General features: G+C 67.6%; 13 protein-coding genes and 1 tRNA gene. 8 read left to right on the top strand and 6 right to left on the bottom strand.

Going from position 1 to position 13,256, the window contains the following annotated elements; all coding sequences use genetic code 11:
- Window positions 1-4: 4 nt before the first annotated feature.
- The 6 genes from ON37_RS24455 (at window position 5) to ON37_RS24435 (ending at window position 5,166) form a co-directional block, all read left to right on the top strand.
- Window positions 5-2,077 (top strand): acetyl/propionyl/methylcrotonyl-CoA carboxylase subunit alpha, encoded by a 2,073-nt coding sequence (locus ON37_RS24455; protein WP_040722640.1) that lies wholly within the window; start codon window positions 5-7, stop codon window positions 2,075-2,077.
- Between the two features lie 23 nt (window positions 2,078-2,100).
- Window positions 2,101-3,261, top strand: a complete 1,161-nt coding sequence (locus ON37_RS24450) for an acyl-CoA dehydrogenase family protein (RefSeq protein WP_040722639.1) — start codon at window positions 2,101-2,103, stop codon at window positions 3,259-3,261.
- A 75-nt stretch (window positions 3,262-3,336) separates the two neighbouring features.
- Entirely contained in the window at window positions 3,337-4,131 is a 795-nt protein-coding gene (locus tag ON37_RS24445; RefSeq protein ID WP_051031991.1) for an enoyl-CoA hydratase family protein, read from the top strand.
- 7 nt (window positions 4,132-4,138) lie between these two features.
- Window positions 4,139-4,753, top strand: coding sequence for a TetR/AcrR family transcriptional regulator (locus ON37_RS24440; protein WP_040722638.1), 615 nt, complete (start codon window positions 4,139-4,141; stop codon window positions 4,751-4,753).
- A 94-nt stretch (window positions 4,754-4,847) separates the two neighbouring features.
- Window positions 4,848-4,985, top strand: a complete 138-nt coding sequence (locus ON37_RS33575; protein WP_157104452.1) for a hypothetical protein — start codon at window positions 4,848-4,850, stop codon at window positions 4,983-4,985.
- 108 nt (window positions 4,986-5,093) lie between these two features.
- Window positions 5,094-5,166, top strand: a tRNA-Glu gene (locus ON37_RS24435).
- A gap of 74 nt (window positions 5,167-5,240) precedes the next feature.
- On the opposite strand, the gene ON37_RS24430 is transcribed toward ON37_RS24435, so the two are convergent.
- The 3 genes from ON37_RS24430 to thiC all read right to left on the bottom strand — a co-directional run bounded on the left by ON37_RS24430 (window position 5,241) and on the right by thiC (window position 9,272).
- Window positions 5,241-6,497, bottom strand: coding sequence for a bifunctional glycosyltransferase family 2/GtrA family protein (locus ON37_RS24430; protein ID WP_051031990.1), 1,257 nt, complete (start codon window positions 6,495-6,497; stop codon window positions 5,241-5,243).
- Between the two features lie 75 nt (window positions 6,498-6,572).
- On the bottom strand, window positions 6,573-7,418 hold the full coding sequence (gene thiD / locus ON37_RS24425) for a bifunctional hydroxymethylpyrimidine kinase/phosphomethylpyrimidine kinase (RefSeq protein ID WP_040722637.1): 846 nt from the start codon (window positions 7,416-7,418) through the stop codon (window positions 6,573-6,575).
- A gap of 222 nt (window positions 7,419-7,640) precedes the next feature.
- Window positions 7,641-9,272: a phosphomethylpyrimidine synthase ThiC gene (gene thiC / locus ON37_RS24420; RefSeq protein WP_040722635.1), complete on the bottom strand. Its 1,632-nt coding sequence runs from the start codon at window positions 9,270-9,272 to the stop codon at window positions 7,641-7,643.
- A 551-nt stretch (window positions 9,273-9,823) separates the two neighbouring features.
- On the opposite strand from thiC, the gene ON37_RS33110 reads away from it, so the two are divergent.
- A complete protein-coding gene (locus ON37_RS33110) occupies window positions 9,824-9,994 on the top strand; it encodes a hypothetical protein (protein WP_157171572.1) in 171 nt (56 codons plus the stop codon).
- Between the two features lie 37 nt (window positions 9,995-10,031).
- A complete protein-coding gene (locus ON37_RS24415; protein ID WP_157171571.1) occupies window positions 10,032-10,397 on the top strand; it encodes a hypothetical protein in 366 nt (121 codons plus the stop codon).
- Window positions 10,398-10,504: 107 nt separating this feature from the next.
- Here the strand turns inward: ON37_RS24415 and ON37_RS24410 are convergent, their stop codons facing one another.
- From ON37_RS24410 to ON37_RS24400, 3 genes are all read right to left on the bottom strand, one after another.
- Window positions 10,505-10,702: a hypothetical protein gene (locus ON37_RS24410; RefSeq protein ID WP_040722633.1), complete on the bottom strand. Its 198-nt coding sequence runs from the start codon at window positions 10,700-10,702 to the stop codon at window positions 10,505-10,507.
- Between the two features lie 121 nt (window positions 10,703-10,823).
- Window positions 10,824-11,999 (bottom strand): fumarylacetoacetase, encoded by a 1,176-nt coding sequence (gene fahA / locus ON37_RS24405; protein WP_040722681.1) that lies wholly within the window; start codon window positions 11,997-11,999, stop codon window positions 10,824-10,826.
- Window positions 11,996-13,204 (bottom strand): homogentisate 1,2-dioxygenase, encoded by a 1,209-nt coding sequence (locus ON37_RS24400; RefSeq protein ID WP_040722632.1) that lies wholly within the window; start codon window positions 13,202-13,204, stop codon window positions 11,996-11,998. The genes fahA and ON37_RS24400 overlap by 4 nt, the downstream gene beginning before the upstream one ends.
- Between the last annotated feature and the right edge of the window lie 52 nt (window positions 13,205-13,256).

The following is a 13,256-nucleotide window of genomic DNA, read 5'->3' as shown; positions in this document are numbered from 1 at the left end:
CGAGATGACAGTCACGAATCTGCTGGTCGCCAATCGCGGTGAGATCGCGCGCCGCGTCTTCGCCACCTGCCGCCGGATGGGCATCGGCACGGTCGCGGTCTACTCCGACGCCGATGCCGCGGCTCCGCATGTGGCCGAGGCCGACGCGGCGATCCGGTTGCCGGGCAACACCCCGGCGGAAACCTATCTCCGCGGCGATCTGATCATCGAGGCCGCGCTGGCCGCGGGCGCCGACGCCATCCATCCGGGGTACGGATTCCTCTCCGAGAACGCCGATTTCGCGCGCCGGGTGATCGACGCCGGGCTGGTGTGGGTCGGCCCGCCGGTCGCGGCCATCGAACAGATGGGTTCGAAGGTCGAATCCAAGAAGTTGATGGACGCCGCCGGTGTGCCGGTGCTGGCCGAACTCGATCCGGCCGAGGTCACCGAGGACATGCTGCCGGTGCTGATCAAGGCGTCGGCCGGCGGTGGCGGTCGCGGTATGCGGGTGGTTCGAGCCCTCGCGGACCTGCCCGGCCAGCTGGAAGCCGCGCGCCGCGAGGCGGAGTCGGCCTTCGGGGATCCGACGGTCTTCTGCGAGCGCTACCTGGAAACCGGCCGCCATATCGAGGTCCAGGTCATGGCCGATTCCCACGGCCGGGTCTGGGCGGTCGGTGAGCGCGAGTGTTCCATTCAGCGGCGTCATCAGAAGGTGGTCGAAGAGGCGCCGTCTCCGCTGGTCGAGCGGGTGGACAGCGCCCGTGCGTCGGGCCCGGTGGAGGCAGCGGAGCGTAACCACGCAGGGCCCGCACCGGCGCCGCACGGGCAGAGCATGCGCGACCGGTTGTTCGAGGCGGCTCGGCTGGCCGCCGAGGCGATCGGCTACGAGGGCGCCGGCACGGTCGAATTCCTGGCCGACGAGCAGGGTGAGTTTTATTTTCTGGAGATGAACACCCGGCTGCAGGTGGAGCACCCGGTGACCGAATGCACCACCGGCCTGGATCTGGTTCGGTTGCAGCTGCAGGTGGCACAGGGCTACCGGCTGCCGCAGCAGCCGCCGCCGATGCGCGGGCACTCGATCGAGGTGCGGCTCTACGCCGAGGATCCGGCACAGGATTGGCAGCCGCAGAGCGGTACCGTGCATCGCATCGAATTCGATTCGGACACCGCGGAATTCACCGTGCTCTCCGAAACCGGCCTGCGGCTGGATTCGGGCGTGGTCGACGGCTCGGTGGTCGGTGTGTTCTACGACCCGATGCTGGCCAAGGTCATCTCCTTCGCCGATACGCGCGAGGAAGCCGCCCACCTGCTGGCCACCGCACTGCAGCGGGCGCGCATCCACGGCCTGGTCACCAACCGCGATCTGCTGGTGCGGGTGCTGCGGCATCCGGCCTTCCTCGCCGGTGACACCGACACCGCCTTCTTCGCGACCCATGGGCTGGAAAACTTCTCGGCACCACTGGTTTCCGAGGCGGACGAGAGTCTCTCGATCGTCGCGGCGGCGCTGGCGGACGCGGCCGACAACCGCGCGCGTGCCCGGGTCGGCGGGGCCCTGCCCAGCGGCTGGCGCAACCTGCCCTCCCAACCGCAGACCAAGTCCTACGAGAGCCGGGTGAGCGGTGTCCACGAGGTGCGCTATCGCATCACCCGCTCCGGGCTCGAGGTCGAGGGCCACGACGGACTCGAATTGCTCGAGGCCACCCCGAATGTGGTGGTGCTGGGCGTGCCGGGTGCGCGGGGAACGGTGCGGCGGCGCTTCGACGTCGCGCGTTACGGAGATCTGGTGGCGGTCGATTCCCCGCTGGGGCCGGTGACGGTGCGCCGCCTGCCGCGCTTCTCCGATCCGGCCGATCAGGTCGCCGAGGGGTCGCTGCTGGCGCCGATGCCGGGCGCGGTGATCCGGTTGGGCGCCGAGGTCGGCAGCACCGTCGAGAAGGGACAGCCCATTCTCTGGCTCGAGGCCATGAAGATGGAACACACCATCGCCGCGCCGACCGCCGGTGTGCTGACCGAACTGAATGTGGTTGCGGGACAACAGGTCGATGTCGGCGCCGTCCTGGCCGTCGTCCAGGCCGACGCCGCCGCACCGGCCGAATAGCCGCCCACGACAGGAGAAGATCCATGAGTTTCATCGAAACCGACGAACAGAAGCAGCTGCGGGCAGCCGTCGCCAAGCTCGCCGCCAAATACAACTACCGCGACTACGTCTCGGCCAAGGCGCGCCGCAACGAGCCGCTGGACGAATTGTGGGACGAGGCGGGCAAACTCGGCTTCCTCGGCGTCAATCTGCCGGAGGAGTACGGCGGCGGTGGCGCCGGCATCTACGAGTTGGCGCTGGTGATGGAGGAACTGGCCGCCCAGGGCGCGGGGCTGCTGCTGATGGTGGTGTCACCCGCGATCTGCGGCACCATCATCACCAAGTACGGCACCGAGGAGCAGAAGCGGTACTGGCTGACCCGGCTGGCCGACGGCTCGTCGAAGATGGTGTTCGGCATCACCGAACCCGACGCCGGATCCAATTCGCACAACATCACCACCACCGCGCGCCGCGACGGCGGCGACTGGATCCTCAACGGCCGCAAGATCTTCATCTCCGGCGTGGACCAGGCCGAGGCGGTACTGATCGTCTCGCGCACCGAGGATTCCAAGACCGGCAAGCTGAAGCCCGCGCTGTTCATCGTGCCGACCGATACTCCCGGCTTCCAGAAGAACCGCCAGGAGATGGACATCATCGAGCCGGACAACCAGTTCACGCTGTTCCTCGACGATGTGCGGCTGCCCGGCACCGCGTTGGTCGGCCAGGAGGATGCGGCCATCGCCCAGCTGTTCGCCGGCCTGAACCCCGAGCGCATCATGGGCGCGGCGATGGCGGTCGGGATGGGCCGCTATGCCATCGACCGGGCGGTCGAGTATGCCCGGGAACGGCAGGTGTGGAAGACCCCGATCGCGGCTCACCAGGGCATTTCGCATCCGCTGGCGCAGGTGAAGATCGAACTCGAGCTGGCCAAGCTGATGATGCAGAAGGCCGCGGTGCTCTACGATTCCGGCGACGACTTCGGCGCCGCCGAGGCCGCCAACATGGCGAAATACGCGGCCGCCGAGGCCAGTATCAAGGCGCTGGACCAGGCCATCCAGACCCACGGCGGGTCCGGCTTGACCGCCGATGTGGGCCTGGCGGGCATGCTCGGTGCGGCGCGGATCGCCCGGGTGGCCCCGGTGAGCCGGGAGATGATCCTGAACTTCGTCGCCCAGCATTCGCTGGGCCTGCCGAAGTCCTACTGAGGGCCGTCCGGCCGATGGCCGCCCGTGCCGACGCGGGCGGCCTCGGCCCAACCAGTGGAACCAGTCGAAGGAGGAATGCACGTGAGTGAAACCAACGGTGCCGAAGCGCCTTTCGTGCGGTACGAGCTGCGCGACCGGTTCGCCGTGCTCACCCTGGATTCTCCGCACAATCGAAACGCGTTGTCCTCGAAGCTGGTTCGAGAGCTGCTCGACGGACTGCGGCGCGCGGGCGCCGACGAGCAGGCCCGCGGGGTCGTCCTCACCCACACCGGCAACACCTTCTGTGCCGGCGCGGATCTGAAGGAGGCGCTCGACGCCGATCCCGCCGCGGCCGCGGACATCCGGACGCAGTGGATGATCGAGGTGCTGCGCGGCATCGTCGAACTGCACAAGCCGGTGATCGCCCAGGTCGACGGCAATGTGCGCGCGGGCGGCATGGGCATCCTCGGCGCCTGTGACATCGTCGTCGCGGGCCCCTCGAGCAGTTTCGCCCTGACCGAGGCCCGGCTCGGCCTGGCGCCGTTCATGATCTCGCTCACGCTGCTGCCCCGCCTGACCTCCCGCGCGGCGGCGCGCTACTACCAGACCGGCGAGACCTTCGACACCGCCGAAGCCGAACGCATCGGATTGATCACCGTCGCGGCCGACGATCCGGCCGCCGAGGTCGCCCGGCTGTGCGCCGAACTGCGCAAGGGCTCGCCGCAGGGGCTGGCGGAGAGTAAGCGGCTGGTGAACGCCCCGATCCTCGCCGAATTCGACCGCACCGCCGATGAGCTGGCCAAACGCTCCGGAAGCTTCTTCGGCACCCCCGAGGTGATCGAGGGGATGACGGCCTTCTTCCAGCGCCGCCCACCCAGCTGGGCAGAATGAGGCCATCATGACCGCAGCGCACGAACCGAAGCAGGACCGCAGCCGGGCCACCCGGCAGCGGTTGCTCGAAGCGACCATCGATTGTCTGGCCGAAATGGGTTGGGCGGCGGCCACCGTCGCCGTGGTCGCCGAACGGGCCGGCGTGTCACGCGGTGCGGCGCAACATCACTTCCCGACGCGCGAGGACCTCATCACCGCCGCGCTCGAGTACATGTTCGACACCCGAATGGCGCAGTCGAAGGCCGAGGCCGCGGCGTTGACCGAGGTCGCGCAGGGTGTCGGCCGTACCGAGGCGGTCGTGGCGCAGCTGGTCGAGTCCTACACCACCCCGCTGTTCAAGGCGGCACTTCAGGTGTGGACCCATGCCGCCGCCGACCCGGTGCTGCGCGAGCGCATCGTGCCGCTGGAAGCCCGCTTCGGCCGGGTCTCGCACCGGTTGGCCGTGGAAGCGCTGGGGGTGGACGATTCCGACCCCGTAGCCCATCACCTCGTCCAGGCCACCCTGGACATGGCTCGCGGCCTCGGCCTGGCCGATGTGCTCACCGACGATTCGGTCCGCCGCAAACAGATCGTGCACCAGTGGGCCGCCACCCTGCATATGGGTTTGCACGCGCCCCGCTGATCGCACCGACTCCGTAACCCCCGGTGGGAACAGCGGTTCGCTGGGATACGGTTGCCGGGCATTTCGTCCGATTTTCGAGTGAGGGGAAACGATCATGGATTCGGGTTCTGCGGCAGCGCTGGAAGGTATTCGGCAGGGGTACCTCAACGGTGATCCGGTCGCCACCGCGCTGTTCATTCCGCTGTTCTTCATCGCGGGCATTTTCGGTTTGATCCAGGGCCGGCCTTTCTGAACCATCTCGGCCCGACGTACTCGGGCCCGGTCTGCTGAACACCGGATTTGGTGCGCTCGCGCGCGACCGATAAGCTGACCGGGCTCCGGTCATCGGAGTGAAGTTCCTGGCCCCGTCGTCTAGCGGCCTAGGACGCCGCCCTCTCAAGGCGGTAGCGCGGGTTCAAATCCCGTCGGGGCTACCGATACGACATCTGCCCGCCCCTGCTCGGGGCGGGCAGATGTGTGCGCGGGCCGAAAGCGTCCGTGCGCCGGGTCATTTCTCCTGTCCGGCAACGGTTTCGCCGGCCGCGTCGAGGACGGCATTGCGGAACACCCAGCGCAAGCCGACGAACCGGGTCAGTGTCGCCACCAGATTCGCGACCACCAACACGAACAGCTCCGCGTGCACCGAGGCGTCCGGGGCCCAGCGGTGCAGGGCGAACAGCGATCCGCTGGTGAGTATCCAGGCGAATCCGAAGATCAACAAGCCTTGGAAGTGATGGGAGACGGCCCCGGTGGACCCGCGCACTCCGAAGGTGAACGCGCGGTTGGCGGCCGTATTCGCGACGGCGGTGATCAGCAGGGCCGCGAAATTCGCCGGCTGCGGACCCAGCGCGGCCTGCAACAGGACATACAGCAGCAGGTAGGCCAGCGTCGACAGCACACCGATGATGCCGAAGCGCACCAGTTGGCCGACCATACCCAGCGGAACCCCGTCCACCAGCGGTTCCCGGCCGATCGCCGCCCGCAGCTCGTTGATCGGTAGCGCGCCGGTCGCCAGGCCCCGGCCCACCCGCCAGACGCCGAGCAGATCCTTGCGCGCGGTGTCGATGATGTCGACGCGGCTGTCCGGATCGTCGATCCAGTCCACCGGGACCTCGTGGATGCGCAGCCCGGCGCGTTCGGCGATCACCAGCAGTTCGGTGTCGAAGAACCATTCGCCGTCCTCGACCAGCGGCAGCACCCGGCGCGCGACATCGGTGCGCATCGCCTTGAATCCGCATTGCGCGTCGGAGAACCGCGCCTGCAACGAGGCCCGCAGGATCAGGTTGTAGCAGCGCGAGATGATCTCCCGCTTCGGCCCCCGCACCACCCGCGACGATTTCGCCAGGCGGGTGCCGATCGCGAGATCCGAATGCCCGGAGACCAGCGGGGCGACCAACGGCAGCAAGGCATTCAGATCCGTCGACAGATCGACATCCATATACGCGACGACCTGTGCGTCGGACGCCTCCCACACCGCCCGCAGCGCGCGACCGCGGCCTTTGCGGTCGAGGTGGACGACGGCCACCTCGGGCAGTTCGTCGGCGAGCGCCCGGGCCACCGCCAGGGTGGAATCGGTGGAGGCGTTGTCGGCCACCGTGATTCGCGCCGAGAAGGGGAAGCCGGCATGCAGGAACGCGTGCAGCCGACGTACGCAGCCGGCGAGATCGCGCTCCTCGTTGTAGACGGGGACAACGATCTCGAGCACCGGAGTGCGCGTCGCCTCGGGGGTGGGGGCCGCCTGGACTGCCGCCGCTGTGTCGGACATGGTCCCAATCTCGGCCCCCAGCCTTGGGCACCGCTGCGCCCCGGCTGGGAGATTCCTGGGAGGGCGGGGGCCCGCTCAGTTGTCGCGCAACCGCCACAGCGGCGACACCGGTCCGTGCCCGGCGCCGAGATCGTAGGCGGCACGCAGGCACCGCGTGGTCCACTCCTTGGCGAAGGCCACCGCTTCGGGCACGTCGTAACCGTGTGCCAGCGCACAGGCGGCCGCTGCCGCCAGGGTGTCGCCGCCGCCGTGATCGTTACCGGTGGTGATGCGCGGTGCGGTCAATTCGTGGAACCGATCGCCGTCGTACAGCAGATCGGTACTGAATTCCGAGGACCGCAGATGGCCACCCTTCACGATCGCCCAGCGCGGGCCGAGCGCGATCAGTGCTTCGGCGGCCTTACGCGCGGAGCGGTCGTCGGTGACGACGACGCCGGTCAGCAAGCGCACCTCGTCCAGATTCGGCGTCACGAGCGTCGCATGCGGGATGAGGACCGAGCGCAGCGCATCCAGCGACTCGGCATGCAGCAGCGGGTCGCCGTGCATCGATGCCGCGACCGGATCGACCACCAGCGGCACGGTGGCGTCGCGCCCGATGCCCACCTCGGCGCAGACCGCGGCCACGGCCTCGATGATCGCCGTCGAGGCCAGCATCCCGGTCTTGGCCGCCGCGACCCCGATATCGCCGGTCACCACCCGCACCTGATCGGCCACGGTCTGCGGGGGGATCTCGTGAAAGCCGCTGACGCCGACCGAGTTCTGCACGGTCACCGCGGCGACGGCCACGCACGCATGCACACCCAGCAGCGCCATGGTCCGTGAATCCGCCTGGATCCCGGCTCCGCCTCCGGAGTCGGTTCCGGCGATCGTCAACACACGGACCGGGGTCGCACCCGGTTCCGGCAGCGGCAGCAATCTCACGAGACAGACCCTACGACGGGCGGATGCGAGGTCGCGGGGGTGGTCATGGCTGGGTCCCGGTGGCACGGCCATGCTCGCAGCGGACCGGATGCCTTCCCGCGCGGGGCTCGATCAGCACCGGAGCCGGGGATCTGCCGCGCCGACGCCCGCCGTGGCGGCGGCGGGGCGTCGGCGCGAGCAGCGCAACAGCGGATCGCTGTTACAGCACACCGGCTTTCGAGGTCAGGACACGACGGACAGGTAGACCTTTCCGCCCGCCTCGGTGAACTCCGCGGACTTCTCCGCCATCCCGGCCTCGATCGCTTCCACATCGGTCAGACCCTGCTTCTCGGCGTATTCGCGCACGTCGGCGGAGATGCGCATCGAACAGAACTTCGGCCCGCACATGGAGCAGAAGTGCGCCGTCTTGGCGGGCTCGGCCGGCAAGGTCTCGTCGTGGAATTCGCGGGCGGTGTCGGGGTCGAGTGACAGCGCGAACTGGTCGTGCCAGCGGAATTCGAAGCGCGCCTTGGACAGCGCGTCGTCGCGTTCCTGCGCGCGCGGATGTCCCTTGGCGAGGTCCGCGGCGTGGGCGGCGATCTTGTAGGTGATCACGCCGGTCTTCACATCGTCGCGGTTGGGCAGGCCGAGATGTTCCTTGGGCGTGACGTAGCACAGCATCGCGGTGCCGGCCTGCGCGATGATCGCGGCGCCGATCGCCGAGGTGATGTGGTCGTAGGCCGGTGCGATATCGGTGGCCAGCGGGCCCAGCGTGTAGAAGGGAGCCTCCTCGCACCACTCCTCTTCCAGCCGGACGTTCTCCACGATCTTGTGCATCGGGACATGCCCCGGGCCCTCGATCATCACCTGCACGCCATGGGATTTCGCGATCTTGGTGAGCTCGCCGAGGGTGCGCAGCTCGGCGAACTGGGCCTCGTCGTTGGCATCGGCGATCGACCCCGGGCGGAGACCGTCGCCGAGTGAGAAGGTGATGTCGTACTTCGCCAGGATCTCGCACAGCTCGGCGAAATTCGTGTACAGGAACGACTCCTGATGATGGGCCAGGCACCACGCCGCCATGATCGAACCGCCCCGCGAGACGATGCCGGTGACGCGCTTGGCGGTCAGCGGCACGTAGCGCAGCAACACACCGGCGTGCACGGTCATGTAGTCCACGCCCTGCTCGGCCTGTTCGATCACTGTGTCGCGGTAGATCTCCCAGGTCAGCTTGGTGGGATCGCCGTTGACCTTCTCCAGGGCCTGATAGATCGGGACCGTGCCGACCGGTACCGGCGAATTCCGCAGGATCCATTCCCGGGTCTCGTGAATGTTCTTACCGGTGGACAGGTCCATGATGGTGTCCGCGCCCCAGCGCGTCGCCCACACCATCTTCTCCACCTCTTCGGCGATGGACGAGGTCACCGCCGAATTGCCGATATTGGCATTGATCTTGACCGCGAACTTCTTGCCGATGATCATCGGCTCGGATTCGGGATGGTTGTGGTTGGCCGGGATCACCGCCCGGCCCGCCGCCACTTCGTCGCGCACCAGCTCCGGCGAAACCCCTTCGCGCACTGCGATATAGCGCATCTCGGGGGTGATCACCCCGGCTCTGGCCCAGGCCAGCTGGGTGCGCGGGCCGGGGATGTCCGGTTTGGCCCAGTCGTTGCGCAGCTTCGGCAGTCCGGCCTCGAGGTCGATCGTCGCCGCATCATCGGTGTACGGGCCCGAGGTGTCGTAGACGTCGAAGTGTTCGCCGTTGGTCAGATTGATCCGGCGAACGGGAATGCGCAGCGTCGAACCCTCCGCTTCGACCTGCTCGTAGTGCTTGACGCTGCCCGCGATGGGGCCGGTGGTGACGTGGTTCGACGACATGTGAGCTCAATCCTCCCTACGCCGGCATTACCCGGTCAGGTTCGTACGGTCGACGGCCCTGATCCGCCCGAATGGGCTAGCCGTCCTCTCAGCCCGCTGGTGCGAGCCCCCGTTGGCACGATGTGGTACCCGGCCGAGGGTACCTCGCCCGGGTTGGCCCCGTCACTCGGCCTCGAACTGGGCCGAAACGAGAAAGCGCTGGCTGCGGCCGCGGCGGCGCCAGGCGATAGTCCGGAAATATGGATTGCCGCGCACGTTCCGGTGCGCCGGCCGACTGCGGAGCCGAGCACCGGCCCATGGGTCGAAGGCCGTCCGGACGAATTCGGCTCTGTACCTGCACGATCCGTCTATCATGTTCGGTGGATAACCGTGGGGTGTTTTCCGAGCAGGGGGGCATTCGATGCCCTGTGGGGGGAGTCGAGTTGAAGATTCGTGCACTTGTCACATCCGTAGCAGCACTGGTTGCTCCGATCGTGATGTCCGGACCATGGCCGGCCGCATATGCCTCCTTTCCCTGGGGCGCGTGTGGAGCGAGTACCTCGGAGCAGAAGGTGGTCACTTCGTTCGGCGAGTGGAAACTCCTGTGCGGGAACAAGGACTACGGGTACCGGCACATTCAGGACAGGCATATGGACGAGTGGGAGGGGCTTGCGAGCATCGAAGGGCGAAATTGGCGCGACATTGCCGATATGGCGATCGCCTACTGTCATCGTGGCCGGTAGTGGGGTGGTCATAACGCCTTTCCTGGAGGAGGATGTCGTGGACAAGCCTGAACCGAGTGCGGAAGACCTCATCGACTCGGTGATACAGGCCGGTACCGAGGCCGGGTACCGGATCGACCGGGGTGATGACAGGCGATTGCGGATCACTGCTGTGGGCGGGAAGCCGGTGGCACCCTCGTTGGTATTCGTGATGACCGAACAGGAGCTGCACGACTACTACCGGCGGGTGTCCGTGAACGTCGGCCGGCCGCTCGGTGCGGAATCACCGTGGCAAGCCTGGATGATGCTGATGTCGACTCACCTCGACGAAGCCGTCTACGAAGCGGGCAAGGTGGATGGAGCGAATGTGATCGTGATCGGCGACTACGGGTTCCGGGCGGCTGTTCGCTCCTCTCGGTCTTAGATTCTCGCGATGTCGCAGCCCTTGGCGTTGTGGGTGGCGATATGGATGACTACCCGTGGCTGCCGGCAGGCGCCTGATTTGCGGGTTGGCAAACCTCTGGCATGCGATCATCGGGCGATGACTCGACTCGCTGTGTGCACCGTGGTCGTCGCGCTGTCGCTGTTCGGTGCGGCGTGCTCGAACGATTCATCGTCGACCACCACGACCACGACCTCACCCGGCGCCACCACATCGACCACCACGCCGCGGCAATCGTCGGCCCGGCCGGTCCCGCCGACGACCGGGCAGTCCATCGGATCACCCACTCCCGCACCGCATTCCACTGTTCCGCAACCGCCCACCGTTCCCTGCGAGGGCACGATCTGCACCAATCCCGACCACGGCGCGGGCGAGTGATCCGCGGGCGATATCGGGCCGGTGCCGGCGTCAACCGGCGGGCACGACGGTTCCGCTGACCTCGCCCAGGGCGAGACGGCTGCCGCCCGGGCCGGGTGCGGTCGCGGTGATGACGACGGTATCCCCGTCCGCCAGGAAGGTGCGCGTCGCGCCGCCGACATCGATCGGCCGGGACCCGTTGCCGGACAGTTCGATGAACGATCCGCACTGGTGCTGCTCCGGTCCGGAGATGGTGCCGGAGGCGAACAGATCACCCGGCCGGGTGCCGGCGCCGTTGACGGTCAGATGGGCCAGCATCTGCGCCGGCGACCAGTACATCTCCCGATACGGTGGCGCGCTCACCTCGATGCCGTTCCAGCGCACGCGCACATCGATATCGAGCCCCCAATCCTGCGGGCCGCGAAGGTAATCCAGCGGGGCGGGCAGCTGTTCCGGAACCGGAACGCGGGCGTATTCCAGCGCGGCGAGCGGGGTTATCCACGCGCCCATCGAGGTGGCGAACGATTTGCCGAGGAACGGGCCGAGCGGCTGTCCCTCCCAGGACTGGATGTCACGGGCCGACCAGTCGTTCACCAGGGCCACGCCGAAAACGTGATCGGCGAAGTCGTCGACCGGAATCGGGGTCCCCAGCTCGGAACCCACTCCGACGACGAAACCGAGCTCGGCCTCGATATCCAGTCGCCGAGACGGGCCGAATTCCGGTGCACCGGAATCGGTTCGGAGTTGACCGCGGGGCCGGTGCACGGGCGTGCCCGACACCACCACACTTCCGGCCCGGCCGTGGTAGCCGACCGGGAGGTGGCGCCAATTCGGCAGCAGCGGCTCGCTGTTCGGTCGCAGAAACCGGCCCAGCCGCGTCGCGTGGTCGATACTGGCGTAGAAGTCGACATAGTCGCCGATCGCGATCGGCAGCCGCAGCCGCACCGAATCCAGCGGGTGCACGGCCGAACGCGGCAGCGGTGCCCGGACCGCTTCTCGCAGTCGTTCCCGCACCATCTGCCAGTGCCGTGGACCCTGGGCGAGAAAGGCGTTGAGATCCGGCCGGGCGAAGGTCGAATCATCCAGCAGCGCAGCCAGATCCAGTACCTGCGAGCCCAGCCGGACACCGGCCCGAAAGGCGCCGCCGACCGGGGCGAAGATCCCGTACGGAAGATTGTCCGGGCCGAAGGGATCGTCCGTGGCCGGCTCGAGCCGGACGGTACTCATGCGCGCTCCGTGCCGGGCCCGCGTCCCGACCAGGTCCACGCGTAGTCCGGATCCTCGCACGCCAGCGCGCCCTCACCGAGGCCCAACGGCCGGAAGGTATCCACCATGACCGCCAGTTCGTCGAAACGCTCCACGCCGATACTGCGTTCGTAGGCGCCCGGTTGCGGGCCGTGCGCATATCCGCCCGGATGCACCGACACCGAGCCCTGGCCGATACCGGATCCGCGCCGCGCCTCGTAATTTCCGCCGCAATAGAACAGAATTTCGTCGGAGTCGACATTCGAGTGGTAGTACGGCACCGGAATCGACAGCGGGTGATAGTCGACCTTGCGCGGAACGAAATCGCAGACCACGAAATTGGTGCCCTCGAAGGCCTGATGGACCGGCGGCGGTTGGTGAATGCGCCCGGTAATGGGCTCGAAATCGGCGATATTGAAGGTGTAGGGGTACAGGCAACCGTCCCAACCGACCACGTCGAACGGGTGCGTCGCGTACACCAGCCGAGTCCCGACGATGTCCCGCCCGGGTCGGTGTTTAACCAGCACCTCGACGTCCGTACCGGATTCCAGTAGAGGTTCGGTGGGCCCGTGCAGATCGCGTTCGCAATACGGCGCGTGCTCCAGGAACTGGCCGAATTTCGACAGATACCGCTTCGGCGCGGTGATGTGGCCGCTCGCTTCGATGATGTACGCGCGCAACGGTTCCGGCCCGTCCGGCCGCCACCGATGGGTGGTCGCGCGCGGTAACAGCACCTGATCACCGGTTCGAACCGGCAATCGCCCGAAGACCGTGTCGACCACGCCCGCGCCCGCCTCGATGTACACCAATTCGTCGCCGACGGCGTTGCGGTACAAGGGTGATTCCCGCCGCGCGACCACGTACGAGATGCGCACATCGTCGTTGCCGAGGATCAGCCGCCGCCCGGTGACGACGTCGGTATCGGCGACGACGGCCGCGGGGAACAATTCGGACAGCCGCAAATGCCGATGCCGCAGTGGATGATTGGGCACGGTGCGCTGATCGGGTGGCCGCCACGCCGCGGAATCGACGATCGCCGGCGGCAGGCCGCGGTGGTACAGCAGTGCGGAATCGCCGGAGAAGCCCTCCTCACCCATCAGCTCCTCGAAGTACAGCCGCCCCTGTTCGTCGCGATGCTGGGTGTGCCGCTTCGGCGGTAGGGAACCCAGTTGCCGATAGAACGCCATACCGCTCTCCCGCCGGGTCGCTGGTCGACTGGTCGCCGATTACCATCCTAGC

The organism is Nocardia veterana NBRC 100344, from assembly GCF_000308855.1.
Taxonomy (GTDB): domain Bacteria; phylum Actinomycetota; class Actinomycetes; order Mycobacteriales; family Mycobacteriaceae; genus Nocardia; species Nocardia veterana.
This window is presented reverse-complemented; position numbering and strand designations above follow the sequence as displayed.

Coding starts and splice junctions, on each gene's coding strand:
- ON37_RS24430 (WP_051031990.1), bottom strand. CDS start 6,497: ATGTCCGACACAGCGGCGGCAGTCCAGGCGGCCCCCACCCCCGAGGCG.
- ON37_RS33575 (WP_157104452.1), top strand. CDS start 4,848: ATGGATTCGGGTTCTGCGGCAGCGCTGGAAGGTATTCGGCAGGGGTAC.
- thiC (WP_040722635.1), bottom strand. CDS start 9,272: ATGTCGTCGAACCACGTCACCACCGGCCCCATCGCGGGCAGCGTCAAG.
- ON37_RS24450 (WP_040722639.1), top strand. CDS start 2,101: ATGAGTTTCATCGAAACCGACGAACAGAAGCAGCTGCGGGCAGCCGTC.
- ON37_RS24400 (WP_040722632.1), bottom strand. CDS start 13,204: ATGGCGTTCTATCGGCAACTGGGTTCCCTACCGCCGAAGCGGCACACC.
- fahA (WP_040722681.1), bottom strand. CDS start 11,999: ATGAGTACCGTCCGGCTCGAGCCGGCCACGGACGATCCCTTCGGCCCG.
- ON37_RS24440 (WP_040722638.1), top strand. CDS start 4,139: ATGACCGCAGCGCACGAACCGAAGCAGGACCGCAGCCGGGCCACCCGG.
- ON37_RS24455 (WP_040722640.1), top strand. CDS start 5: ATGACAGTCACGAATCTGCTGGTCGCCAATCGCGGTGAGATCGCGCGC.
- ON37_RS24445 (WP_051031991.1), top strand. CDS start 3,337: ATGCACGTGAGTGAAACCAACGGTGCCGAAGCGCCTTTCGTGCGGTAC.